We start from the raw sequence: 25081 nt of genomic DNA, 5'->3' as shown, positions 1-25081 counted from the left end.
GAAATGCTGGGTCTCCAGCGCAAAGCCGCCGTATTTCTGCATCGGCACGCCTCCCTTGCCGGGGGCAGGGCAGTCCTGCAGGAAATTGCCGGTGTAGAGCTGCACGCCGGGCTGGGTGGTATAGACCTTCATGCTGATGCCGGTCTTATCGCTGGAAGCCCAGGCGCACAGGCTCTGGCTGGCACCGCGGCCCCTGTCGATGACAAAGCAGTGGTCATAGCCGCCGCCCACCATGGTGGTCTGGGAAAAGCCGGTGTCGATGTCCCGGCCAATGGGCTTGCCCGCCCGGAAATCCATCGGCGTGCCTGCCACGGGCAGGATATTGCCGGTGGGGCAGGTCTCGTTGTTGCCCTCCAGATAGCGGGACGCATAGATGCGCAGCTTCTGGCCCAGCACATCGCCGCCGCCATCCAGATTGAAGTAAGTGTGGTTGGTCAGGTTGATGATGGTGTCGGCATCGGAGGAGACACGGTAATCCATCCGCAGGGCGTTATCCTCGGTGAGGATATACCGCACCGAGATCTTCAGATTTCCCGGGAAACCATCCTCTCCATCGGGGCTTTCCGCCTCCAGAAGCAGGGTATCGCCAAAGGTCTTTACCTCATACAGCTTGCGCGGGAAGGTGCCGTGCAGGTGGTTTTTGCCGTTGTTGGCTTCCAGCTGATAGGTCTTGCCGCCCACGTTGAACACGGCATTCTCGATGCGGTTGGCGTACCGGCCCACGAACGCACCGCAGCAGGTACTGCCGGACGATTCAAAGTCCTTGACGTAATCGGCGTAGGTATCGTGGCCCAGCACCACATCCACCGGCCCGCGCTTGGTGGGCACCCAGATATTCTTGATGATACAGCCGTAGTTCAGCACACTGACCGCCAGCCCGCCGGGGTTCGAGATGATGTATTCATTGATCTTTTCGCCGTTTGGAGTCATGCCAAAGGGCTTGGAGAGAAACTGTGCCATAGGGCTCGCCTCCTTTTGTATTTTTTGGGGACAGCACACTCTCTGTTTTATCCTTTATTGTTTTGATTATATCACAATTTTCTCCTTCTGTGTTGGCATTTTTTAAGGGATTCTATCCAATATTTCGAGAGATTTTTTGTAAGTTCTGCCCCATAGGCAGAAAAAAGCCCCGGAGGGCCAGGGGTAGGCGCTCCGGGGCTTGTATGGTCAGATTAGATATTACTGCTGGGTATACTCTTTATAACCCTTCAGGTCAATCTTATTCTGAATTTCTTCAGGAATCTCATTGATCCATTTATTAACTTTCAGGGTTGTAGTCTTACCAGAAACAGTTTCCACAATGTATGCCAGTTTATCGCCGTTGAAGCAATAAACAACCTGCTGTCCATCAACTACAACAGACTCAGCATACATGGTTTCACCAGTTGCTTCAATCTTATATTCAGGAATAACCTTGATGCTCTTTACAATGTCTGCAGAAGGAACTGTGACTTTACCTGCACTCACAACATCTGCCGGCACCTCCATCTTCCGATATTGTCCCTGGCTTAAAATATAGCATGCGTTATCTTTAATAACGATATCATATGCTGTGCCAGTGTTAACGAACATCTTCTCACCATCAACAGCAAACTTCACAGTTGCAGGAGTTGCTCCCGTGTCATATACGACAACTTCGGAATAAACCTTTCCGGACTTCTGATTTGCTTCCACGATCTTCTGCAGACGGTAAGAAGGTGCGCTGTCCTCGCCGCAAGCGGTCAGCATCAGAGTTGCCATTGCCACAGCCATGATAGCTGCTGCGATTTTCTTGAGCATTTTCATTTGTAGAACCTCCAATGTAAAATGATATTTTACCACACAGAAAGCATACCCCTACACCTTCTGTATTGTGAACTCATTTTACATCTCCCCCCCCCCCTGTCAATATTTTTTATTGAATTCCCCAATTTTTGGAGACTGTGCCAAAGCTGCGGCAAATTTTTTAGCAGATTGACAAAAAGCACCCCTCACATGGCTGTGAAGGGTGCTTTGGGGAAGGTTTCTTATGCAGAACACGGTTCGGTAATTGCTTCCCGCACCTGTTCTAACGAAAGTTCTGTGGTCTGGGCGATCTTATCCAGATCATGCTCTCCGTTCTTCCAGAGATTGAGCGCAATGCGCTTTCCCTTTGCCACCTCGGCATCTTCTCGTTCCCGATCAACGATCACCTGCATTGTCTTGCACATAGCTGCCACTCCTTCCGTTTCTTCTTTAAAGTATTTTACTCTTGCCCTTATTTTGGGGTTCCGGATATCCCGATAGTCATCACAGCGGAAATCCTGCATCAGCGCGCCGACCTCATCCGTTCCCCGATATGCGCCGTTCACATATACGATATGTGCACGGTCGTGGAACAGTTTCCCGGTTTCCTGAATCGTCCGTTCAATATTGTAAACCGGCAGACCATCTCCCAAAACATCATTTGCCGTAATAAATATGATATATGTCTCAGGCAGGTCAGAATATTTTTCACCAGAAGTCGTCAGGCGGGAATCAAACATCGCACTGTTCAGCCGCGCCCGTTCCGGAGCGGCTCCCTTATCTTCCTGCTGTACTTCGATATCGTACTGCTTGCCTGCATCATCCGTTGCATAAATGTCCAGCCGCACAGAACGGCCAAACAGATTGCCGATCGTAAGCTGTGTTGCAGACCTTGCGACGGTCAGGTCCTTTCGTTTCAGGATGATGCGAAGCAGCTCCTGTGTGCTCTCTTTATCCCCTGAAAACACCTGTGTCATAAAGGTGTCATCCATCAGGGTGAATTTACGGATAGCATTCATGCGTTCTTCATTCTTCTCATCCAACTGTACGAACCGCATTTCCGCCATCCTTTCGTTTCAGAAAAAGAGTACTTTTCTACGTTTATATTTTATCATCATTTTATCTATACTGCAAGTATCAAAAAAGCACCCCTCACATGGCTGTGAAGGGTGCTTTGGGGAAAGTTTTCTTACTCCGGCTGAGCGGTGTTCTGGGCGATATACTCGGCGGCATCATCGGGGATGTCGTCAAGGTTCTCATCGCCGATATCCACGTTCAGCGGCGGTTTCTTGAAGAGGATGTCATACATCAGGGGCACAACGTACAGGGTCATCAGGGTGGCGTAGGTCAGGCCGAAGATGATGACGATGGCCATGCCGCTCATCAGCTGGCTGGCCATATCGCCGCTGAACACCAGCTGGAGCATGGCCAGAACGGTGGTCAGGGTGGTCATCAGGATGGGGCGCATTCGTGTTTTGCCGGTGGCGATCAGGGCCGCACGGCGCTCCATGCCGCCGATGCGCAGCTGGTTGGCGTAATCCACAAACACGATGCCGTTGTTGACGACCGTGCCCATCAGGACGATGAAGCCCATCAGGGAGATCATAGTCAGCTGCTGGCCGGTGAGCAGCAGGCCCAGCAGGCCGCCGGTAAAGGCCAGCGGAATGGTGAACAGAACGATGAAGGGGGAGAGCAGGCTCTGGAACTGGGCCACCATAACAAGGTAGACGAAGGGCAGAGCCAGGAACATCCACTGACCCATCTGATCCACCACCATGCCGTTGATCTCAGAGCCGCCGCCCATATAGAAGCTGCAGCCCTCGGGCATTTCATCGGACGCGGCAAACTCGTTCAGCTTCTTTTCCAGCGCGCGGGTCTCGGTGGTGGTATTGGTGCCCTCCACTGCGTCCGCCGTCACGCTGATATAGCGGGTCTGGTTCTTGCTGGTGATGGAGTCCGGGGTGGAGCCGGTGACCCAGGTGGCCATATCGCCCAGCGTGCAGGTGCCGGTCTCGGTGGTACCGTCGGCGGCCATAACGGAGGTCGTAAAGGTCATATCCATCATGTTTTCCTTGGTCATGGGGTCCAGATTGTTGCTGATCTGGACGTTCATGGTGGAGCCATCGATGGCAACGGGGGTCTGGGCCGTGGTGGTGGTGGTCAGCTTGGCGGCGATCTGCTGGTAGACCTGCGCCACGGTCAGGCCGTAGGAACGGACCTTATCCCGGTCGATCTGCAGGTTGATGGTGGCATCGCCGCTGCCCAGACCGTTGGTGGCATTGGTAAAGCCGTCCATCTCGTTGACCATATCCACCACCTTCTCGGAGAGGGCAGTCATGGTATCAATGTCGTTGCCGGAGATCTGAACGGTCAGGCCCATATCCAGCTGGCTGGTCAGCTCCTGCATTCCGCTGATCTCAACGGTGGCGGTGCAGTTCTCCACGCCGTTCACAGCTTCCTCCAGCGCCTCACGGGCCTGTTCGATCTGCCGGGAGGAGAGGCTCTCGTCCAGCATCACGTTGATCTGGTAGGTACCGTAGCTGTTGGCGGCTTTCAGCAGGTCGGTGATGGTCTGGGGCAGACCCAGCTGGCCGACATCCATTCCGGCCACGCGGCTGTCGGTGGTAACGCCCACCTCTTCCACGTTGTCCACAGCCAGCAGGGCATCAATGACATTCTCGGCCACAGCATAGGATTCTTCCTTGGTCAGATCCTTCTCGGTGGAGAGGGTGACGATGGCCTCGTTGCTGGTGATGGTGGGCAGCATCTCAACGCCCATGGACATCACGCGCCAGCCGCAGAACACCAGCAGCACCACTGCCGCGCCCAACGGTGCCCAGCGGTGCTGGAAGCACCATTCCAGGCTCTTGACGTACTTTTCCTGCACCTTGTCGAACCACTTGAGCTCTTTGGGCTTGGAGTTTTTCAGCAGGGTAGAGGAGGCCGCCGGGGCAACCGTCAGGGCTACGATGAGGGAAGCAGCCAGACAGTAGCCGATGCACATGGACATGGGCTGCAGCAGGCTCTTGATGACACCGGAGGTGAAGATGACGGGCAGGAACACGCAGACAGAGGTGAGGGTGGAAGCCATGATGGCCATGCCCACCTGCTTGGTGCCCTGGACCGCCGCGCGGGCAGCGGGCACGCCGCGGCTGCGCAGACGGTAGATGTTCTCGATGACGACGATGGAGTTGTCCACCAGCATACCAATGCCGAGAGACAGGCCCGCCAGCGTCATAATATTCATATCCAGGCCGGTGAAGTACATGAGCACCACGGCAAACAGCACCGACAGCGGGATACTGATGCCGACCACCAGCGTGGGCTTGATGTCCTTGAGGAAGATGGCCAGCACGATGATGGCAAGGGCCGCACCGATGAGCATACTGCTCAGGATGCTGCTGACGATGATGCTGATGTAGTTGCCCTGGTTGGACAGCACGACCACATGCAGGCCATCGTATTTCTGTTCCAGCTCCTTGAAGGCAGCCTTGCAGTTGCCGGAAACTTCACCGGCGCTGGAAGAATTGCTCTTGAAGATCTTCAGCACCACAGAGCGCTCGCCGTTCAGGCGGGTAAAGCTGTCCTCCGCGTTGTCGATGATCTGCACATCGGCCACGTCAGACAGGCGGACATCGCCAAAGCCGTCCACATGGAGCAGCAGGGCACCGGAGATATCCTCGATGCTGTCGTACTCCTCGCCGACCTTCAGCAGCCAGGACTTGTTGCTGGAATCCTTGACATAACCGGCGGGCATGGAGAAGTTCTGGGCATAGATCAGCTGTGCCAGCGTGTCGATATCCAGCATCTTGGCCACGTCGGAGTTCTCCATGGCCATCTGCTTGGCATCCTCATACTGCTGCTTGGCATCCTCCAGCTGCTTCTCGTAATCGTTCAGCATCTCGCGGGCCTCGGTGAACTTGATATAGGCCTGTAGCTGCTGCTGGGAATAGGAGCCCACGATCTGGGTAAACTGGTCCATCAGGCCGGGCACGTCGTCCATGGCCTTGATGGTGCTCTCCAGCGTGCTATAGATGTTGTTCAGGCTCTGCTGCACCTGCAGGTCATCGGCCAGCTCCCCGGCCGTTGTGCCGGCGGTGTCGCCCTGCGCGTTCAGGCGCTGCTGCAGCTCCTGCAAAGCGGTGGTCACCTTATCGGTGATATCGCGCAGCTCCGCAACGATCTCGATCAGAGAATCGATATCCTGCATTCCGGTCTCGTTGAACTTGTCCACGACCCGCTGCAGGCCGTCCCGCACATCGATCAGGGCCTGCTGGATCTCCGGCTCGTTGACCACGGCAATGAGCTGGTTGACGCTCTCCAGAAGGGCCTGTGCCTGCTTCTTGACCAGCATGAAGGAATCCTGCAGCTCGCCGGAGTACTGGCTGTTGATGGTATCGCTGACCAGCTTGTCGTAATTGGCCAGCTGGGTCTCGTACTCCTTTCTGCCTGCCTCGATCTGGGCCTCGGCATCATCCAGCTGGGCCTTTGCATCGGCCAGCTGCACGTCAATGACCTCCAGCAGCTTTTCGTTGATGGCATCGATCTTTTCCTGATCGAGCTGCACCTGCACCATCCGGGTGACCAGGCCATTGGCGGAAATATTGGAAACGCCGCCCTGACGCTCGATATAGGGGACCATGGTGTCGTTGACGAAATCGGCCAGCTCATAGGAATCGCTGCCCTCGCGGCTGACGGCCACGGTCATAAAAGCATTCATGTTCAGGGTATATTCAATGATGGAGGGGGTCATACAGGTGCTTGGCAGGCTGGCGGTGGTCTGATCCACCTTGTTGGACACCTTGACTACGGCACTGTTCATGTCCGTATCATCCTCAAACTCCATCAGCAGCAGACTGTAGTTTTCTGCCGAGGTGGCGGTGACGTTTTTCACGCCCGAGATGGTGCCCAGCGCGCTCTCCATCACGTCGGAGACCTCGCTCTCCACACGCTCCGGGCTGGCACCGGGATAGACCGTGACCACCATCAGGTACGGTGTGTTCACGTTTGGCAGCAGGTTGGTCTGCATATTCTGCACGGACACAAGGCCCAGCATGATGACCATGATGACTGCGACCAGAACGGTGAACGGTTTTTTGACGCTGAATTTTTCCATTTCTTCCTACCGTTTCTGTGTTTTCCCACGCATTGCGCGGCTGCTCTTTTTTTCAGAGCGGCTCAAAGTCGATACCCCTATTATACACCCGGTTCCGGGGCTTGCAAGGCTTGCCCGGAGATTCTTTAGCAAATCTTGAAAATCTTTTGTGAAATCCGGATGATACCTCAGTTTTTTGACGTTTTGGAGATCAAATTTCAGACGGAGTTCAAGTGGGATACGAATGAGCGGGGCGGAATGTTGCAGAGGATGAAAATTTTTTATCGGCTCCCCCTTTGGGGGCAATGACGACGACCGCCGCCAGTGGCGGATTGAGGGAGGAGTTGTTGGGGCAGTGGCCAGCAAGGTGCGAGTGCAATTGCACGAAGCAGCTGCTGGGAGCCACAACCTGGGCTGGCGAACGAAGTGAGCCTGAGAGGGCTGTTCAATTTTCAACGTTTATGCTATAATAATCCTCAGAATGGATCTATAGGCCCTTCTGCGGGCCTTTTTACGAGATAGGGGAGTTTCCCCTGTGAGGAACAGTATGAAAAAAGTCATCTCTGTCCGTTTCAAGGAAAACGGCAAAAGCTATTATTTCGATCCTGCCGGGGCCGACATCAAAACCGGCGAATACGTGATCGTGGAGACCGCCCGCGGCATTGAGTGCGGCGAGGTGGTGCAGGGCGTGAAAGAGATCGCCGACAGCGCCGTTTCCAAGGCGCTCAAGCCCATCACCCGGATGGCCGACAGCGTGGATGTGCGCCGGATGCGCCAGAACCGCGAGGATGAGAAGCGCGCCTACCACACCTGCCAGGAGTGCATTGCCCGCCACGGCCTGGAAATGAAGCTGGTGGAGGCCGAGTACACCCTTGACCGCTCCAAGATCATGTTCTACTTCACCGCCGACGGCCGGGTGGACTTCCGCGAACTGGTCAAGGATCTGGCCGGCATCTTCCACACCCGCATCGAGCTGCGCCAGATCGGCGTGCGCGACGAGAGCAAGATGATCGGCGGCCTGGGCATCTGCGGCCAGCCTTTCTGTTGCAGCCGCTTCCTCAAGGATTTCCAGCCCGTTTCCATCAAGATGGCCAAAGAGCAGGGCCTTTCCCTGAATCCCACCAAGATCAGCGGTGCCTGCGGCCGGTTGATGTGCTGCCTTTCCTACGAGGAAAACGCCTACGAATACCTGAACAGCATCATGCCCATGGTGGGCAGCACTGTGCGCACCCCGGATGGTCTGGGCACCGTGCTGGAAGTGAACCCCATCTCCGGCTACCTGCGGGTGCGCTGCGGCACCGAAGCCCTGACCCCGCGCTACTATAAGGTTGGCGTGTGTGAGTATATCAGCGGCGGCAAACGGGCACCCCGCCGCCCCGACCCGGACGACGATTATTCCGGTGTGCGCAACCCCGCCCCGGTGGTGGCAGCCGCCGATGAAAAGGGCAATGTGGGCTGCGGCAAATGCCCCAAAAAAGAGAAATAATTCCCAGAAAAATAGTGGGATATCACGGCAGTTAGTATCATAAAACTAACCTTTCTTCGTGATTTTCGCCAAAAAACTCTCTTAATTTTCCCGCAAAGTTAGGCCTTGCTTTTGTGCAACCCCACAAAAATAAAACTTTGGGCTTTTATGGCACACGGTTAGTCTTGCCTTTTCTTTTCCACTTTGTTAGAATGCAGACAAGGATGAATTCCGGGGAAGCCTGCTGGCACCGTGCGAGGGCAGACTTCTTCTTAAAGCTAGTGCACGGGTGATAAAAGGAGAGTTTTATTATGGCACACAAGGTTTCTGACGCATGTGTTGGCTGCGGCGCTTGCGAGGGCGCTTGCCCCGTTGGTGCTGTCACCATTGAGAATGGTGTTGCAGTTGTGAATGCAGACGCTTGCATCGATTGCGGCGCTTGCGAGGGTGCTTGCCCCACCGGTGCTATCGCTGCTGAATAATTTCACGGCGAACACTGAAAAAACGCATCAAAAGCAGCAGACCTGTCAAAAGCGGGTCTGCTGCTTTTCTTTCATGCACAATTTTCCCCGATTTTTCCGCCCGATATTTTGGCAGTGGATTTTAGGTGCTGTATATGGAACATTCCACCGAGATTTTGTATAATAGAACAAGAGTCTATTGTTCAGCCGTGCACCGCTTTGGCTCAGACGCGTTGCTGCTGGCCCGGTTTTCGGAGCCAAAGCGGGCCTGGCGCGCCGCCGACCTGTGCTCTGGCTGCGGCATCGTGAGCCTGGAATGGCACGACCGGGGCCACCGCGGCCCCTGCCTGGGGCTGGAGCTGCAGCCCGAAGCCAGCGCGCTGCTGGCCGCCGCCTGCACCGAACAGGGCATTGAGCACATCACGCCCGTCTGCGCCGACCTGCGCTCCTTCCGGGAGGGCGAGGGCAGCTACGACCTGTGCGCCTGCAACCCGCCCTATTTCACGGCAGGGGAGCAGGCCGCCGACAGGGCCCGGGCCACCGCCCGCCACGAGACGGACTGCGCGCTGGACGATGTCTGCAAATGCGCGTTCCGGCTGCTGAAGGATGGCGGGCGGCTCTCGCTCTGCCACCGGCCCGAGCGGCTGGCCGAGGTGCTGGCGGTCCTGCGGGTCAACCGGCTGGAGCCCAAGCGGCTGGCCTTTGTGAAGAACCGGCCGGATGCCGCCCCCTGGCTGTTTCTGGTGGAAGCACAGAAGAACCGAAAAACAGGGCTGCGGGTCGAGTCGGATGTACTCATCTCGGCAGGCGCGGCAATGTATGGACGCTGAACCTCTCAAACGCTGCGCGTCAAGTACGGGTTGCGGCTCCTAGTAGGAGAGCCAAATGTGCTTGCCTCTCCTATCAGGAGAGGTGGCATCCCGTAGGGATGACGGAGAGGTTTTGTACAAATCAAATGGGAGGATACTATGGCAGGTACTCTTTATATCGTTGCCACACCCATCGGCAACCTGGATGACATGCCGCCCCGTGTGGCAGCCACCTTTGGCGCGGCAGATTTTATTGCCGCAGAGGATACCCGCGTGACCATGAAGCTGCTCAACTTTCTGGGGCTGAAAAAGCCGATGGTGAGCTACTACGAGCACGCCCTGCAGAGGGGCGAGGGGATCCTGCGCCGCATTGAGGCAGGCGAGAACTGCGCCCTGTGCAGCGATGCCGGAATGCCCTGTGTCTCGGACCCGGGCGAGGTGATCGTGCGGGACGCGCTGGCCCGGGGCATCAAGGTGGTGCCCGTTCCGGCAGCCTCCGCCTGTGTGACGGCGCTGGCCGTCTCCGGTCAGGACACCTCCCGCTGGGTGTTCGAGGGGTTTCTGCCTGTGAACAAAAAGCAGAAGCGGGAGCGGCTGGCCGAGCTGCAGGGGGAAAAGCGGACGGTCATCTTCTACGAAGCGCCCCACAAACTGCGCACCACGCTGGACGACCTGACCGCCGCCTTCGGCCCCGAGCGGAGCATCACCCTCTGCCGGGAGCTGACCAAGCTCCACGAGGAGATCTGGAAAACGACGCTGGGCGAGGCCCAGACCCATTATGCCGAGAATGACCCCCGCGGCGAGTATGTTCTGGTGATGGCCGGTGCGCCCGCCGCCGAAGCCGAAGAAGAACTGACCCTGGAGCAGGCCGCCCAGCGGGCGCTGGAACTGACCCGGAACGGCTATGCGGCCTCTGCCGCCGCCAAGGCCGCCGCGCAGGGCACGCCGTATTCCAAGAGTGAAGTGTACAAGCAGTTGCTTGCTTTGCAGGCAGACTGACCTCTCTGTCCATGCTTCGCATTGCCCCCTCTCCTGACAGGGGAGCTGTCGCCGAAGGCGACTGAGAGGTTTCATACGTATAAATAAGGAGGACGTAGTCCCGTGACGAAACTTTTGATCCTGAGCGACAGCCACAACAGCGCCAGTGCAGTGGAGCGCATCCTGCACGCAGAAAGCGATGCAAATGCCGTTGTCTTTTTGGGAGATGGCCTGCGCGACCTGGAAGAGGCGCTGACCCTGCACCCCAAAATGAAGGTCTACGCCGTGGCCGGCAACTGCGATTTTGGCGCGTTGGAGCCGCTGGACGGGCTGGCCGCCTTCGATCAGGTGGTCGTTTTCTATACTCATGGTCACATGTACGGTGTAAAATACGATCTGGACACGCTGGCGGATGCCGCCGCCGCCCGCGGCGCTGAGGTGGCATTGTTCGGCCACACCCACAAACCCATCGCCCTCCAGAAAAACGGCGTGTTCCTGTTCAACCCGGGTTCCTGCGGCCGCTGCTACACCGGCCCCAACACCTACGGCGTGATGCTGTTGGACAAGGGCAGGATCACCAGCTTTGCACACAAAGAGGTACCGCAGCAATGAGCATCAATGAGGTGCGTTATCTGCCCGAATGCGGCAGCACCAACGCGTATATGAAAGAGCATTTTGAAGAGTTCGGCCCGGTGGGCGCGGTATACACCACCAACCAGACCGCCGGGCGGGGCCGCCTGGGCCGCACCTGGGTCAACGCCGAGGGCAAGGCGCTGTACTACACAGTCGCCATCCGGGAGCCGCTGGCGCAGCCCGCCACCCTGCCCCTGCTGGCCAGCCTTGCCGTGCGCAGACAGCTGGCCCTGCGCTACGGCGTGGACTGCCAGATCAAGTGGCCCAACGACCTGCTGCTGAACGGCAAAAAGATCGTGGGCATCCTGTGCGAAAGTGTCTGCTACGGCTACCAGCAGCAGGGCCGGGGCATCCTGTGCGGCATTGGCATCAACCTGGCCCAGCCGCAGAGTTATTTTGATGCCGCCGACCTGCCCCATGGCACCTCGCTGGCCCTGCAGGGTGCCGCGATCGATCTGGAGCAGGATCCCGGCTGGCTGGCCGAGGCCCTGACGGATTTCGGCTTTGATCGGCCCCTGTACACCTTTGCGCGGGATGGCTTTGCACCTTTCCGGGAGGAGTACAAGGCCGCCTGTGTCAACATCGGGCGGCGGGTGACCTTTGACCTGCCGGACGGCGGGCAGGGAGCAGGCGAGGCCGTGGATGTAGACGAGGAGGGCCGTCTTGTTGTCCGCACCGACAGCGGCGAGGAGCACGTGTTCACCGGCGAGGTCTCCGTGAGCGGCATCTACGGTTCCCTTTGAAACTTGATATAACACAGCGCCCCCGGCAGAGGATCGCTCCGCCGGGGGCGCTGTTTCAGACAAACAAAAGTCCCCTCCGGCGCTTGCGGTACACCGGAGGGGACTTTTGTTTTGGGGTATTGCTTTGGTGTGAGGAGGAATCATGTGCAAGGGAGACGGTTGCGGCCCCACTCCCTTGTGCTCATAGTATACCCGATTTCGGCGCAAAAGTCATTACTTTCTTGTGAAATCTTGTGAAAATTCTGTTAAGCTTCGCACGAAATTATTTCGCTCACTCGTTTTCACCTTTTTCCTCTTTCCGCAGGGCTGCGGCATGACGGCGGCCCTCCCCTACATAGTGGGCGGCATTGGCAAGGTTGGCAGCTGCCTGTTCGGGGCTGACCTGCTTGATGATCTTCCCCGGAACCCCCACCACAAGGGAATCGTCCGGGATGATCTTGCCTTCCGGCACCAGCGCACCGGCCCCGATGATGCAGTTTTTGCCCACAACACAGTGGTTGAGCAGGGTAGCGTGCATCCCGATCAGGGAACCGTCTCCCACGGTGCACCCGTGGACAAGGGCACAGTGGCCCACGGTCACGTTTTTGCCCAGCGTGACCGCCCCGCCCGGGTCACAGTGGAGCACCGCATTATCCTGCACATTGGTGTTCTCGCCCAGGGTCAGGGTACCGTCGTCACCGCGCAGAACCGCACCATACCAGACCGAGGATCCCGGCCCCAGCACCACATCACCCAGCACCGTAGCGTTGGGTGCCACGAACACCGCCCCCTCGTCCCGGGGGACTTTTCCACCAAAAGGCAACAACATTGTGAAAAACCACCTTTCTCTTTTCCGTCATTTATGGTATTCTTTTATATAGTGTTTTAGTTTTTGATTCAGGGAAGCCGGGAGCTTCCGTTGGAGGATACGCTTATGCAGAACTCTACTCTCTTCCGCCGGGCGGCGGCCCTGCTGCTGACGGCAGCGCTGGCCCTGACCCTTGTCCTGCCCGGTCTGGCCGCATACGAAATGCCCATCCAGACCGTGAACGAGGGCGAGTCGGTCTATCTGTTCAATGCGGACATCGACAAGCCCATTCTGGAGCAGAACGCAGACCAGCAGCGCTACATTGCCAGCCTGACCAAGATGATGACAGCCCTGCTGTTTCTGGAAAGCGGCAAGGACATGAATGCGGAGATCACCATCCCCGCCAGCCTGACCCAGGAGTTCAAGGATATTCAGAACGCCAACGGCAGCACCATCAACCTGCGCATCGGTGAAACGGTGCGCCGCATCGACCTGCTGTACGGCCTGCTGGTGGCCAGCGCCAACGACGCGGCCAGCGTGATCGCCAGTGATGTTTCGGACGGCGACCTGACCGCCTTTGTGGCCCGGATGAACCAGCGTGCCAAAGAGCTGGGCTGCACCAGCACCAGCTTTACCTGTGTGCACGGCCTGTATGATTACGGCAACGTCTCCTCGGCCCACGATCTGGCCCTGATCGCCAAGGCCTGCGCCGAGAACGAGACCTATATGCAGGTGGCAAACACCTTGAGCTATACTCTGCCTGCCACCAATCTGCACCAGAACGAGCGCACCATCACCTCCACCAACCTGATGCTCAACCCGGAGTACCCCTACTACCGGGATTACATCCGGGGCATGAAGACCGGTTTTACCACCCTGGCGGGCCGGTGCTATGTGACCTTTGCCCAGAAGGATGGCCACACCTACGGGCTGGTGGTGCTGGGCTCCGACCTTGACAACATTTACAGGGAGGCCTCCGAGATCCTGGACTGGGCCTTTGCAAGCTTTTCTGACCGGGAGCTGGTGGACACCGAGACCCCGCTGACCACCGCCCCCCTGAAGAAGTGCCGCGCCTATGAGGAAGTGGAGCTTTACGCTGCCGCGCCGGTCAGCGGCTACGGCCATGCAGACGACAAGGTGACCTTCACCTACGACCTTCAGGAGAACATCTCCGCCACCGTCAAGGACGGAGCTGTCCTTGGCACGGCCACCGTTTATCTGGACGGCTATGAGGTGGGCACGGTAGACCTTGTGACCCATCAGGAATATGTCTCCGACTTTCGCACCGACCTTCAGTCCACACTTCTCCTGATGGCGGCTCTCATCGTTCTTCTGGCTGTTCTCAGCTTCTTCACCCTTGTTGCCGGGGGCGGCTCGCTGAATCTGGGCCGGCGCAGAAAAGCACGGAGACGCTGATTTTTAGTTCAACCCTCTCCGTCAAAGCCTGACGGCTTTGCCAGCTCCCCCAAAGGGGGAGCCTATTGCGGACCTTGGATAAAGGCAGCATAGCCTCGCCCTTCGGGAGAGGTGGCATTGCGAAGCAATGACGGAGAGGGTTGTTTCTTTTTATAGTGCTCTGAACTTTGCAGCCAGCACGCTCAAGGTGATCTTGGGGTTCACCTGTGCACCCAGCCGCTGGATCGCCGCATCGGCGGCTGCAAGGGCCTTGCGGGCGGCATCGCCCTGCACCGGGGCACGGGGGCTGCCGCGCAGCCCTGCGGCCGCTACGGCCCGGAAATCGGCCAGCAGAGCGGCGGCACCCACCTTATCCTTTTCGTAGGCCGCCAGCAGAACGGCGGCGGCATAGCTGTCCTGCGCGGCCGCTGCTTTGGCAAGGGCAAGCGCCTTGTCCACCTGCGCCCGGCGGGCCGCATCCCGGGCCGCATCCAGCACTGTGCCGATGTGGCCATCGAACAGCTCACTGTACAGGACGGCATCCTTGCTGTCCACCCCCTGTGCGGTGCAGTAGCGGGCGCAATCGGCGGGGGAAACGGGAGCCACTGCAAAGCTGATACAGCGGCTCCGGATGGTGGGCAGAACGCCCGCCAGCGAATCCGCCGTCAACAGAAAAAGCACGCCCTCGGGCGGCTCCTCCATGACCTTCAGCAGGGCGTTGGCCGATTCCTCGTTCATCCGCTCCACATGGTAAAGCAGCACAGCGCGCCCCTCTGCCGAAAGGCTGGTGTTGAAGATCTCGCTGCGCATGGCCGTGACCTGACCGACCAGATACCGCCCGCCGCTGCCCATACCGGTCACGGAGATGGCTTCCCGGACGATGCCGGTCTCGATCTGGCCGCTGTCGCGCTTACCGGCCTTTGCCACGGCACGGCAGCACTCGCCCCGGAGCAGGGCTTCGGCGGGCGCGCCGCCGTTGGGGTAAAGGTAATCCGCCGCCACGCAGCGGGCCGCAAACCCGGTTCCCAGCCCCTCTTCGCCCACCAGCAGAACACTGTGGGTCATGCGGCGGCCCCCCAGCATCAGCCGGACGCTGGTCTTTAATTCCGAATTGCCTTCCAGACGATCAATCATCATCTCCGATTTTTCCTCTTCCACTGCTCCCGGCGCACCCAGGCGCGGATGTTATGCCAGGCCTGCGGCCCGAAGAACAGAAGGAAGCCCAGCATACAGAGCAGATAGTTCAGCTTGCCCAGCATCCCCATACTCAGGAAGCTGAACACCCACAGGGCGGCGGCAAAGATGCCGAAATACTTCACCTTGAGGGGGATGACGAAGAAGAGCAGCACCTGCAGCTCCGGGTAAAGCATGGCAAAGGCCAGCAGAAGGGAGAGGGACAGACAGTAGGTATCGGCAGAACCTGTCAGCAGGCAGGCCAGCCACGCGCCTGCCATCCCCAGCAGGACGTAGAGGTTGAAGCGGAAATCGCCCCACTCCCGTTCCAGCGCACTGCCGACGAACCAGGTAAAATAGATGCCCAGCACCACGCTGAGCGGCCCGCCGCCCGAAAAAGGCACCAGAACAAAGGTGAACAGCCGCCAGATCTGCCCGGCGAACAGGGCACTGCGGCTCAGGGAGAGATAAAAGGAAATATACTGGTTGACGAACAGTTCAATGGCGTAGACCAGGATCTGGCCGCCGATGAGGATGTTGATGAGGTTGGGAATGCAGAACCGGCCGTATTTCCGTTCCAGCTTGGTGATCCAGTTCATAGGCAGAAGCCTCCGTTATTCGTAAAATTTGCGTCCCGTTGGCCGGGAACGCTCTCTTTTTTCATTGTACCATGATTGGCAGGGCCATTCAAGGCGAAGGGTGTGAACAAAGGGCTCTGGCTGTCTGTTCATCCGAGTGCTAAAACAGCAGGTTGTATCCACTTTTGGTGTATTCAGATGGACTTATCCACTCTTTCCACCGGGTTTTCCACCGGAATTGTGAAAAAAGTCCCGGTTTTCCCACGATGTTTTCCACTTTTTCCACTGAGTTTTCCACATTTTCCTGTGAAGCAGTTTATACATGGTGTATTGTACCGCGCGGATCTTTGCGAAAATCAGGGGAATTATGGGCATTTGCACCTTTTTTCTGAAAGAAAGTCAAACCCGAAAATTTACTTTTTACAGCGGGCAAAAATCCGCTCATTGAATTTCTCCCCGTTGGAATGAAAGAGGCGGTAGTTTTCCACACCCGTTTTCTACAAAAATCGACCTGTGGAAAACAGCGGGAAAACTTGAGTTTTCAACAAAAAGAAACAGCCCTCTCAGGCAAAGCCGTCAGGCTTTGACTGAAAGGGTTGCTCCTATAAAATCAAACGTTACATCATATTCCGGAACACGATCTGCGCGATCTGGAAGTACAAGATCAAGCTGCAGGCATCCACGATGGTGGTGATGAAGGGGGTCGCCATGATGGCCGGGTCCGCACCCAGCTTCTTGGCGGCAAGGGGCAGCATACCGCCCACCAGCTTTGCCAGGATAACGCTGAAGAACAGCGACACGCTGACGACGATGGCGTAACCCATCACATTGTCATACTGACCGGCAAAGATGAAGGTGTACATCAGGTAGATGCGCAGACCGTTCACCACGCCCAGCACCGCACCCACGATCGCAGAAACGCGGAGTTCCTTGGCCAGCACCTTGAGGAAATCGGCGGGTTCCACCTCTCCCAGCGCCAGACCGCGCACCATCAGGGTGCTGATCTGGTTGCCGCAGTTGCCGGCGGTATCCATCAGCATGGGCATAAAGGAGACCAGCAGGGGCAGGCTCACAAAGGCTTCCTCGTAATGGGTGGTGACCATACCGGTAAAGGTGGCCGACAGCATCAGGATCAGCAGCCAGGGGATGCGCTGCTTGGCGTGGGTCCAGACACTGGTGCCAAAATAAGTCGTGGCCTCATCTGCAGGCAGAATGGCGGCCATCTTCTGCATATCCTCGGTGCTCTCATCGGTCAGAACATCGATTGCATCGTCAATGGTGATAATGCCCACAAACATACCCTCGTTGTCCACAACGGGCATTGCGGTAAAGTCGTAGCGTTGCATCTCACGGGCCACAAACTCCTGGTCATCCGTGACCTTCACGGTGACCACGTTGTCGTCCATGATATCGACCAGCGGGGTATCGGGGTCTGCCAGCAGCAGGTCACGGGCAGAAACAACACCCTTCAGGCGGTTGCGCTCCACAACATAGTTGATATAGACGGTCTCGGCGTTCTCGCCCTGCCGCCGGATGGCATCCAGCGCCTGCCGGACATTCATCTCTTTTTTCAGCCGGACATATTCAGGGGTCATCAAGCTGCCGGCCGAGCTCTCGGGGTAATTCAGCAGCTTGTTCAGGCTCTCGCGGGTCTGCTTGGAGGATTTCTCCAGCACCCGCTTGACCACGCCTGCGGGCATATCCTCCAGCAGGTCGGCAGCATCGTCCAGGCTCATCTCCTCAATGGCGCTGACCAGCTCCACGTCGGAGAAGGCGTTGACCAGGTCATCCCGGGCTTCATCGGACATATAGGCGAAGGCCTCAGTGGCCACTTCCTTTTTCAGCAGGCGGAACACCACCAGACGGTTGTTCTCGTCCAGCTCCTCCAGCAGCTCTGCCAGGTCGGCGGGCTGCTCCTCCTCGGTGACCTCGCGCAGCTTGACGTACTGCTTTTTTACCAGCATCTTGAGCAGGCGGCTCTTGGTCAGCATCTCGGGGTCAGCCTTGACCTCCTCGTCCCGGGCTTCCTCTTTCTCGGCCTCCCGGATGTCCTGCTTCAGGTCCTCTGTAGCTTCCTCGTTCAGATCTCTGACCAGCTTCTGGCGCACCTCGTCCGGGATATCAGCGGGCAGCTCCTGCACAGGCAGGGCGGCCTCGGTCAGTTCGTTTTTCTTTTCTTCCATTTCCATTTTGCGTACCTCCTACCGTATTCCGGCGGTTGGTACAGGGCAAAACAAAAAGCGCCGCCAACGGCCCGCATCCACCCCTTGCCAGGGCTTCCACGCGCACAAAGCCGCGCCCTTTCTCCCCGCTGAGAAGTGCCCGAACAGCACCTCTTACCGGGCAAAAAAGGCGAACGCAGCCTGCTCCATGTCCCGTCCTATCGCACCAAAACCGCATCTTCGACTATGATCCGGGTCCATTGTCCTGCGTTCACCTCCTAAGGATCTTTTCCACTTTTTATTATAGCGCCGGCCAAAAGGCCGGTCAACCCTAAATGCACCGAATCAGGCGGGAATTTCCACCAAAACACGCAGAAAGCCCCTTCCAGTGCTTGCGGACCACTGAAAGGGGCTTTCTGTTTGGATATTGCCTTGGTGTGAGGAGGAATCATGTACAAGGAATCGGTTGCGGCCCCGGTTCCTTATGTCAGTAGTATAGCACCAAAAGCACGGGTTTGCATGAAAATCCTATGAAGAAATTGTAAAATAGCGAGAAGATATTTTTATCGCACTCTTGACAAAATGGGATATATCATATATTATAGAAATAGGATATATCCCATAGAGGAGGGCTGCCGCTTGGAATGTTACGATGTAGACTTCTACCATAAGGAGAATGGCGACTGTCCGGTAGATGATTTTCTGGAATCCCTTGACACCAAAATGCGTGCAAAGGTATTGGGTGCTGTCGCACTGCTGGAAGCCAACGGACCGCAGCTGCGGGAGCCCTACTCCAAGTTTATTGGGGACGGAATTTTTGAGATCCGTGCCAAGTAGAGCAGCAATATCGCACGTGTTTTGTATTTCTTTTACATTGGAAAGCGTATTGTTCTGACCAACGGCTTTATCAAGAAAACGCAAAAAACACCACCAGAGGAAATTGCCCTGGCCAAAAAATATCGTGCAGACTATCTTGAACGAAAGGAGAAGATATCGTGAGTGACTTTCGGAATTTTCTCAACAAACAACTGAAAGACCCTGAATTCAAAGCGGAGTGGGAGGCACTTCAGCCAGAGCTTTCGCTGGTACAGGCAATGATCGATGCCCGGAAGGTAAGCGGCCTGACCCAGAAGGAGCTCTCGGAGCGTACCGGCATTGCTCAGGCAGACATCAGCAAGCTGGAAAACGGCAACGCAAATCCTTCTCTGCGGACGCTGCAACGCCTTGCCGCCGGTATGGGAATGCAGGTCAAAATTGAATTCATTCCTGCTCCCGCAAAATAGTATATGGATGAGAGAACCGCTGTATGGAACATTCCGTACAGCGGTTTCTGTTTCCTTACACAAAAATACGCCCCGTTCACTATAAAGTGAGCGGGGCGCTAAAAACGGATTCGTTTTTGACTGCGGCAAGATCCCTGCAGGGCAGGTCTTATGCAGCAGGCGGAACAAGGTATCTGTTGCCAGACCTTATGCTCCTGACACACGCGGGGTGTGCTTTCAAGGACCCTCGCGGGCGCTTTGGTATTTCAAACACCCTGCCCGGCGCGGTTCGCGGGCCGCGGCGGGCGAGGGAATGAAATCAGAAGTTTGCACAAATGCTCGTTTGCACGTTCATCATGCTCTGTTCAGGGCGGCGGGGCCGCAGTTTCGCACTGCTGCGTTGCGCAGTAATCGCCAGTGCGGAGCAGCCGCCTTGCGGACTAGGGTGCCGCTGCGGCCATTGCCAGCCATTGTTCAGAAAACAGGATTACTTGTACAGCTCGACCAGACGGGTCAGGTGCTCGTAACGATCGTTTGCAACCTGCTCGTTGCGTGCGAACAGAGCCTTTGCACGCTCGGGGAATGCACGGGTCAGGCGGCTGTAACGGGTCTCGTTTGCCAGCAGTGCCTGATACTTCTCGGCATCCACAGCCTTGGAGGTCAGGGTGAAGGGGTTCTTGCCCTGAGCCTTGTTGGCGGGGTTGAAGGTGAACAGGTTCCAGTAACCAGCCTCAACTGCCTTCTTCATCTCGTTCTGGCAGTTGGTCATGCCGCCCTTCACACCGTGCAGCTCGCAGGGAGCGTAGCCGATGATCAGAGAGGGGCCGGGATAAGCCTCAGCCTCAGCGATTGCCTTGACAGCCTGGTTCATGTTAGCGCCCAGAGCGATCTGAGCAACATAGATGTAACCGTAGGTCATTGCGATCTCGGACAGGCTCTTCTTGCTGATCTCCTTACCAGCAGCAGCGAACTGGCAGACCTCACCAATGTTGGAAGCCTTGGATGCCTGTCCACCGGTGTTGGAGTACATCTCAGTATCGAAGACCATGACGTTGACATCCTCGCCGGAAGCCAGGACGTGATCCAGGCCGCCGAAGCCGATGTCGTATGCCCAGCCGTCACCACCGAAGATCCAGACGGACTTCTTGGCGATGAACTCCTTGCTCTTCAGGATCTCAGCGGACTCGGTGCAGCCAGCGGCAGCAGCCTTCTCCAGCTCAGCGATCAGAGCCTTGGCGGGTTCGTCGTTTGCCTTGGTGTTGTTCTTGGTCTCCATGAACTTGTCGAAGGCAGCCTTCAGCTCAGCGGAAGCCTTGTCAGAACCAGCAACCTCAGCAATGCGCTTGATCAGGTTCTCACGAACGGTCTTCTGGCCGAGGTACAGGCCCAGACCATGCTCAGCGTTATCCTCGAACAGGGAGTTGCACCATGCAGGACCATGGCCGCTGTCCTTGTTGACGGTGTACGGAGAGATGGAAGCGGTACCGCCCCAGATAGAGGAGCAGCCGGTAGCGTTGGAGATGTACATCTTCTCGCCGAACAGCTGAGTGATCAGGCGAGCGTAAGAGGTCTCGGCACAGCCTGCGCAGGAGCCAGAGAACTCCAGCAGGGGCTGGTTGAACTGAGAACCAATAACGGTGTCATCAGCAAACTTGCTGGGCTTCTTGGAGATGTTGGCGACGCAGTAGTCGAAGACTGCCTGCTGATCGGCCTGGCTCTCCTGAGGAACCATAGCAATTGCCTTGGTGGGGCAGACGGTGACGCACTCGCCGCAGCCCATGCAGTCCAGAGGAGAAACAGCCATCACAAACTTGTACTCGTTTGCGGGGCGGTTGTCACGGCTCTTGGTCTGAGCAGGAGCAGCTGCCAGCTCGTCAGCGGTCAGCTGGAAGGGACGGATGGTAGCATGAGAGCAGACGAATGCACACTGGTTGCAGCCGACGCACTTGGAAGCATCCCACTCGGGAACGTTCACAGCGGTGCCGCGCTTCTCGTATGCAGATGCGCCCTGCTCCCACTCGCCGTTTGCATTTGCAACGAAAGCGGAAACGGGCAGGCTGTCGCCGTCCATACGAGCGATGGGCTCCATGACATCACGGATCTGCTTGACCAGCTCCGGACGGCCGGTGAGAGCCTTGGGAGCGGGATCAGCCTCGGGGTTGGACCAGGAAGCGGGAACGTCGACCTTGTGGATCGCGTCAACACCAGCATCGATGGCCTTCCAGTTCATCTCAACAACGTCCTGGCCCTTCTTGCCGTAGCTCTTCTGAGCTGCCTGCTTCATGAAGTTGACAGCGTCCTCGATGGGCATAACGTCAGCCAGCTTGAAGAAAGCGGACTGCAGGATGGTATTGGTGCGCTTGCCCATACCGATCTCGATAGCCTTATCGATGGCGTTGATGGTGTACAGCTGAATGTTGTTGTCAGCAATGTACTTCTTGGCCTCAGCGTTCAGGTGCTGGCCCAGCTCCTCATCGGTCCACTGGCAGTTGATCATGAACACGCCGCCGGGCTTGACATCCTGGACCATCTTCATGCCCATGTGGATGTAAGCGGGGTTGTGGCAAGCCACGAAGTCAGCCTGGTTGATGTAGTAGGGGCTGCGGATGGGCTTGTCGCCGAAACGCAGGTGGCTGATGGTCACGCCGCCGGGCTTCTTGGAGTCATACTGGAAGTATGCCTGAACATACTTATCAGTGTGGTCGCCGATGATCTTGACGGAGTTCTTGTTTGCGCCGACAGTACCGTCGCCGCCCAGACCCCAGAACTTGCACTCCTTGGTGCCAGCAGCTGCGGTGATGGGAGCGGGCTTGACCTCGGGCAGGGACAGACCGGTGACATCATCGGTGATGCCCAGAGTGAAGCGCTCCTTGGGCTGATCCTTCTCCAGCTCCTTGAACAGAGCGAAGATGGAGGACGGGGGAGTGTCCTTGCTGCCCAGGCCGTAACGGCCGCCGGTCAGGACAACATCGTTCATGCCGGCCTCACGCAGGGTAGCAGCAACATCCAGGTACAGGGGCTCGCCCAGGGAGCCGGGCTCCTTGGTACGATCCAGAACTGCAACCTTCTTTGCAGTCTTGGGCAGGACCTTCAGCAGAGCGGAGGACACCCAGGGACGGTACAGGCGGACCTTGACGATACCGACCTTCTCGCCCTTGGCGTTCAGGTAATCGATGACTTCGTCAGCAACGTCGCAGACAGAGCCCATAGCGATCATGACACGGTCAGCATCGGGTGCGCCGTAGTAGTTGAACAGATCATAGTTGGTGCCCAGCTTCTCGTTGATCTTGGCCATGTACTTCTCGACCACTGCGGGCAGTGCGTCGTAAGCGGAGTTGCAGGCCTCACGGTGCTGGAAGAACACGTCGCCGTTCTCGTGGGAACCGCGCATCTTGGGGTGCTCGGGGTTCAGAGCCTTGGCACGGAACTCCTCAACAGCCTTCATGTTGCACATTTCCTTCAGATCAGCGTAGTCCCACTTCTCGATCTTCTGGTACTCGTGAGAAGTACGGAAGCCATCGAAGAAGTTCAGGAAGGGAACCCGGCCCTCGATTGCTGCCAGATGGGCAACAGGGGACAGATCCATAACTTCCTGCACGCTGCTCTCGACCAGCATTGCGAAGCCGGTCTGGCGGCATGCCATAACGTCGCTGTGATCACCGAAGATGTTCAGGGACTGGGTAGCAACGGTACGTGCAGAAACATCGAACACGCAGGGCAGCTGCTCAGCAGCGATCTTGTACATGTTGGGGATCATCAGCAGCAGGCCCTGAGAAGCGGTGAAGGTGGTGGTAACAGCACCTGCACCCAGAGAGCCGTGCACAGCGCCGGCAGCGCCGGCCTCAGACTCCATCTCGACGACCTTGACCTGGTTGCCGAAGATGTTCTTCTGACCAGCTGCGGACCACTGGTCCACAGAGTCAGCCATCGGAGAAGACGGGGTAATGGGGTAGATAGCAGCCACGTCCGTGTAGGCGTATGCTACATGAGCGGCAGCGGTATTGCCATCCATGGTTTGCTTTGCTCTAGGCATTTTTCTTCCTCCATTGTTCAGAATTTGGTACCTTTTGCGCGGGGCAATCGCGCCCCGCTGGGGCCGGAGAACCCCAAAAGGCACTATTGCTCATATATTATATTAGCAAATTCCGCCCTCAAAGTAAATGCAAACCCACTGGCAAAACGCAACAAAATTTCAAGAAATTTTTTGGTGCTTTTTTACGCTTGTGTTTTTTGTTGCATCTAACCTGACAGATTATTAAGAATCCGGCTTTTTTGCTGTATTTTTCTTAATTTATCCTCAATTTTGAATTGACAACCGGCGCTTTGTTGCCGTAAACTTGAACCAGCATCATTATCATCTGGAAAGGACGCAAATACGATGGACGCTGCACATTTTGAAAAGATGCTCACAAGTGAGGTGCTGTTCGAGGGCCGGGTGGTCACCCTGACCAAAGATACCGCCCTTTTGGAAAATGGAAAGACCGCCACCCGCGAGGTGGTCCACCACCACGGCGGGGCCTGCATCGTGCCCTACTTTGAGGACGGCACCATCTGCATGGTGCGCCAGTTCCGCTACGCCATGCAGCAGGAGCTGTGGGAGCTGCCCGCCGGAAAGCTGGAAAAAGGGGAGGACCCCTTTGAAGCCGCCAAGCGGGAGCTGGAGGAGGAGTGCGGCCTGACCGCCGACAAGTACACCTCCCTGGGCGAGTTCTACCCCACTGTGGGCTATGATACCGAGATCATCTACACCTGGGTGGCCACCGGTCTGCACGAGACCCGGATGCATCTGGATGCGGACGAGTTCCTGACCCCTGACCGGGTACCGCTGACCCAGGCCTATGAGATGGTGATGCGCGGCGAGATCAAGGACGGCAAGACCATTGCAGGCGTGCTCAAGCTCAAGGCCCTGCTGGACGAGGGCAAGCTGTGAACATTCTCTACGAAGATACCGCCCTTGTGGTGCTGGACAAGCCCGCCGGGCTGACCAGCGAGGAGGGCGTGCCCGCTGCCCTGCGCCAGCGGTGGGGCAGGCCGGATGCATACGTTGGGGTCATCCACCGGCTGGACACCGGCGTTTCGGGGCTGATGGTCTATGCCAGAACACCCGGAGCCGCAGCTGCCTTGACAAAGCAGGTGACGGAGAGCCAGCAGGCCTATGCCATTCTGGATGGCAGGGCAGAGGCTGGCCCCGGTGCACCGGCACAGCCCTGCTTTCGCAAAACGTACCGGGCCGTGATCGCAGGCGGACCGGACGAAGGGCTGCCGCCCGAGGGCATCCTGCGGGACTACCTGTTCAAGGACAGCCGGAAAGGCCGGGTCTTTCCGGTAAAGCGCCCCCGCAAGGGGGTGCGGGAAGCCGTGCTGGAATACCGCATCGTAGAGACGGCACCGGACGGTTCCCTGAGCCTTGCGGAGATCACGCTCCACACCGGGCGGACACATCAGATCCGGGTGCAGTTTGCCTCCCGGAAGCACCCGCTTTACGGAGACGGCAAATATGGCAGCCGGTTCAAAGGGGACATTGCCCTGCAGAGCGCAGGGCTGCAGTTCGTCCACCCGGAGACCGGCAAGCCCATGGCCTTTTCTCTGCCCCTGCCCGCCGCCGCACCGTGGAAGGAGTTTTTGGAATAAGGCTGTTGCACATGGTCAACATCCTCGCCCTCTCCGTCACCTGCGGTGACACCTCTCCCAAAGGGAGAGGCCTTGGCAAAAAGATGAAGTTTGCGTGGACTGCCAAGGGCTCCCACTTTGGGGGAGCTGGCATCGCGTAGCGATG

At 57.4% G+C, this 25081-nt stretch carries 19 protein-coding genes and 1 pseudogene; 11 read left to right on the top strand and 9 right to left on the bottom strand.

The genetic code is table 11. The features are described from left to right. The 4 genes from J3353_RS05725 to J3353_RS05710 all read right to left on the bottom strand — a co-directional run. Window positions 1-960 (bottom strand): aldose epimerase family protein (locus J3353_RS05725; RefSeq protein ID WP_207684375.1); only part of this gene is annotated, 960 nt, incomplete at its 3' end. Window positions 961-1179: 219 nt separating this feature from the next. Further along, a complete protein-coding gene (locus tag J3353_RS05720; protein ID WP_207684374.1) occupies window positions 1180-1785 on the bottom strand; it encodes a hypothetical protein in 606 nt (201 codons plus the stop codon). 221 nt (window positions 1786-2006) lie between these two features. Beyond that, entirely contained in the window at window positions 2007-2822 is an 816-nt protein-coding gene (locus J3353_RS05715) for a PD-(D/E)XK nuclease family transposase (RefSeq protein ID WP_223384584.1), read from the bottom strand. A 131-nt stretch (window positions 2823-2953) separates the two neighbouring features. Beyond that, window positions 2954-6880, bottom strand: coding sequence for an efflux RND transporter permease subunit (locus J3353_RS05710; protein WP_207684373.1), 3927 nt, complete (start codon window positions 6878-6880; stop codon window positions 2954-2956). A gap of 526 nt (window positions 6881-7406) precedes the next feature. Between J3353_RS05710 and J3353_RS05705 the strand changes: the two genes are divergently transcribed. The 6 genes from J3353_RS05705 (at window position 7407) to J3353_RS05680 (ending at window position 11948) form a co-directional block, all read left to right on the top strand. Beyond that, the gene (locus J3353_RS05705) at window positions 7407-8345 is read left to right on the top strand and encodes a stage 0 sporulation family protein (RefSeq protein ID WP_035393233.1); all 939 of its coding nucleotides are present in this window, start codon (window positions 7407-7409) and stop codon (window positions 8343-8345) included. Between the two features lie 290 nt (window positions 8346-8635). Then, window positions 8636-8806, top strand: a complete 171-nt coding sequence (locus tag J3353_RS05700; RefSeq protein ID WP_005929040.1) for a DUF362 domain-containing protein — start codon at window positions 8636-8638, stop codon at window positions 8804-8806. Window positions 8807-8940: 134 nt separating this feature from the next. Next, complete coding sequence (locus tag J3353_RS05695; RefSeq protein ID WP_207684372.1) at window positions 8941-9615, top strand: tRNA1(Val) (adenine(37)-N6)-methyltransferase; 675 nt, start codon at window positions 8941-8943, stop codon at window positions 9613-9615. Between the two features lie 138 nt (window positions 9616-9753). After that, a complete protein-coding gene (gene rsmI, locus J3353_RS05690; RefSeq protein ID WP_207684371.1) occupies window positions 9754-10593 on the top strand; it encodes a 16S rRNA (cytidine(1402)-2'-O)-methyltransferase in 840 nt (279 codons plus the stop codon). A gap of 102 nt (window positions 10594-10695) precedes the next feature. After that, window positions 10696-11184, top strand: a complete 489-nt coding sequence (locus J3353_RS05685; protein ID WP_207684370.1) for a YfcE family phosphodiesterase — start codon at window positions 10696-10698, stop codon at window positions 11182-11184. Then, a complete protein-coding gene (locus tag J3353_RS05680) occupies window positions 11181-11948 on the top strand; it encodes a biotin--[acetyl-CoA-carboxylase] ligase (protein ID WP_207684369.1) in 768 nt (255 codons plus the stop codon). The genes J3353_RS05685 and J3353_RS05680 overlap by 4 nt, the downstream gene beginning before the upstream one ends. A 271-nt stretch (window positions 11949-12219) precedes the next feature. Here J3353_RS05680 and J3353_RS05675 read toward each other — a convergent pair whose 3' ends face one another. Next, window positions 12220-12756 (bottom strand): gamma carbonic anhydrase family protein, encoded by a 537-nt coding sequence (locus tag J3353_RS05675; RefSeq protein ID WP_207684368.1) that lies wholly within the window; start codon window positions 12754-12756, stop codon window positions 12220-12222. A gap of 105 nt (window positions 12757-12861) precedes the next feature. Here J3353_RS05675 and J3353_RS05670 point away from each other — a divergent pair, with 105 nt between their 5' ends. Then, window positions 12862-14151: a D-alanyl-D-alanine carboxypeptidase family protein gene (locus tag J3353_RS05670; RefSeq protein WP_207684367.1), complete on the top strand. Its 1290-nt coding sequence runs from the start codon at window positions 12862-12864 to the stop codon at window positions 14149-14151. 150 nt (window positions 14152-14301) lie between these two features. Here J3353_RS05670 and J3353_RS05665 read toward each other — a convergent pair whose 3' ends face one another. From J3353_RS05665 to mgtE, 3 genes are all read right to left on the bottom strand, one after another. Further along, window positions 14302-15267 carry a hypothetical protein gene (locus tag J3353_RS05665; RefSeq protein ID WP_207684366.1) on the bottom strand — a complete coding sequence of 322 codons (966 nt, stop codon included), beginning with the start codon at window positions 15265-15267 and terminating at the stop codon, window positions 14302-14304. Then, on the bottom strand, window positions 15264-15902 hold the full coding sequence (locus J3353_RS05660) for a rhomboid family intramembrane serine protease (RefSeq protein WP_097769884.1): 639 nt from the start codon (window positions 15900-15902) through the stop codon (window positions 15264-15266). The genes J3353_RS05665 and J3353_RS05660 overlap by 4 nt, the downstream gene beginning before the upstream one ends. A gap of 596 nt (window positions 15903-16498) precedes the next feature. After that, on the bottom strand, window positions 16499-18070 hold the full coding sequence (mgtE, locus tag J3353_RS05655; RefSeq protein ID WP_117476640.1) for a magnesium transporter: 1572 nt from the start codon (window positions 18068-18070) through the stop codon (window positions 16499-16501). 555 nt (window positions 18071-18625) lie between these two features. Here mgtE and J3353_RS05650 point away from each other — a divergent pair. Together J3353_RS05650 and J3353_RS05645 are read left to right on the top strand one after the other, a co-directional pair. Further along, window positions 18626-19042, top strand: a pseudogene (locus tag J3353_RS05650) (type II toxin-antitoxin system RelE/ParE family toxin). Continuing rightward, entirely contained in the window at window positions 19039-19326 is a 288-nt protein-coding gene (locus J3353_RS05645) for a helix-turn-helix transcriptional regulator (RefSeq protein ID WP_207684365.1), read from the top strand. The pseudogene J3353_RS05650 and the gene J3353_RS05645 overlap by 4 nt, the downstream one beginning before the upstream one ends. A 466-nt stretch (window positions 19327-19792) precedes the next feature. On the opposite strand, the gene nifJ is transcribed toward J3353_RS05645, so the two are convergent. Next, window positions 19793-23338, bottom strand: coding sequence for a pyruvate:ferredoxin (flavodoxin) oxidoreductase (gene nifJ / locus J3353_RS05640; protein ID WP_207684364.1), 3546 nt, complete (start codon window positions 23336-23338; stop codon window positions 19793-19795). A 345-nt stretch (window positions 23339-23683) separates the two neighbouring features. Between nifJ and J3353_RS05635 the strand changes: the two genes are divergently transcribed. Both J3353_RS05635 and J3353_RS05630 read left to right on the top strand, forming a co-directional pair. After that, window positions 23684-24235, top strand: a complete 552-nt coding sequence (locus J3353_RS05635; protein ID WP_117505979.1) for an NUDIX domain-containing protein — start codon at window positions 23684-23686, stop codon at window positions 24233-24235. Beyond that, window positions 24232-24936, top strand: coding sequence for an RluA family pseudouridine synthase (locus J3353_RS05630; RefSeq protein WP_207684363.1), 705 nt, complete (start codon window positions 24232-24234; stop codon window positions 24934-24936). Before J3353_RS05635 ends, J3353_RS05630 begins: the two co-directional genes overlap by 4 nt. The last annotated feature ends 145 nt before the right edge of the window (window positions 24937-25081 follow it).

Origin of the sequence: Faecalibacterium sp. Marseille-Q4137, assembly GCF_017377535.1 — a bacterium.
Taxonomy (GTDB): domain Bacteria; phylum Bacillota; class Clostridia; order Oscillospirales; family Ruminococcaceae; genus Faecalibacterium; species Faecalibacterium duncaniae.
The sequence above is the reverse complement of the archived record's forward strand: the minus strand, read 5'-3'. Positions and strand labels throughout refer to the sequence as shown.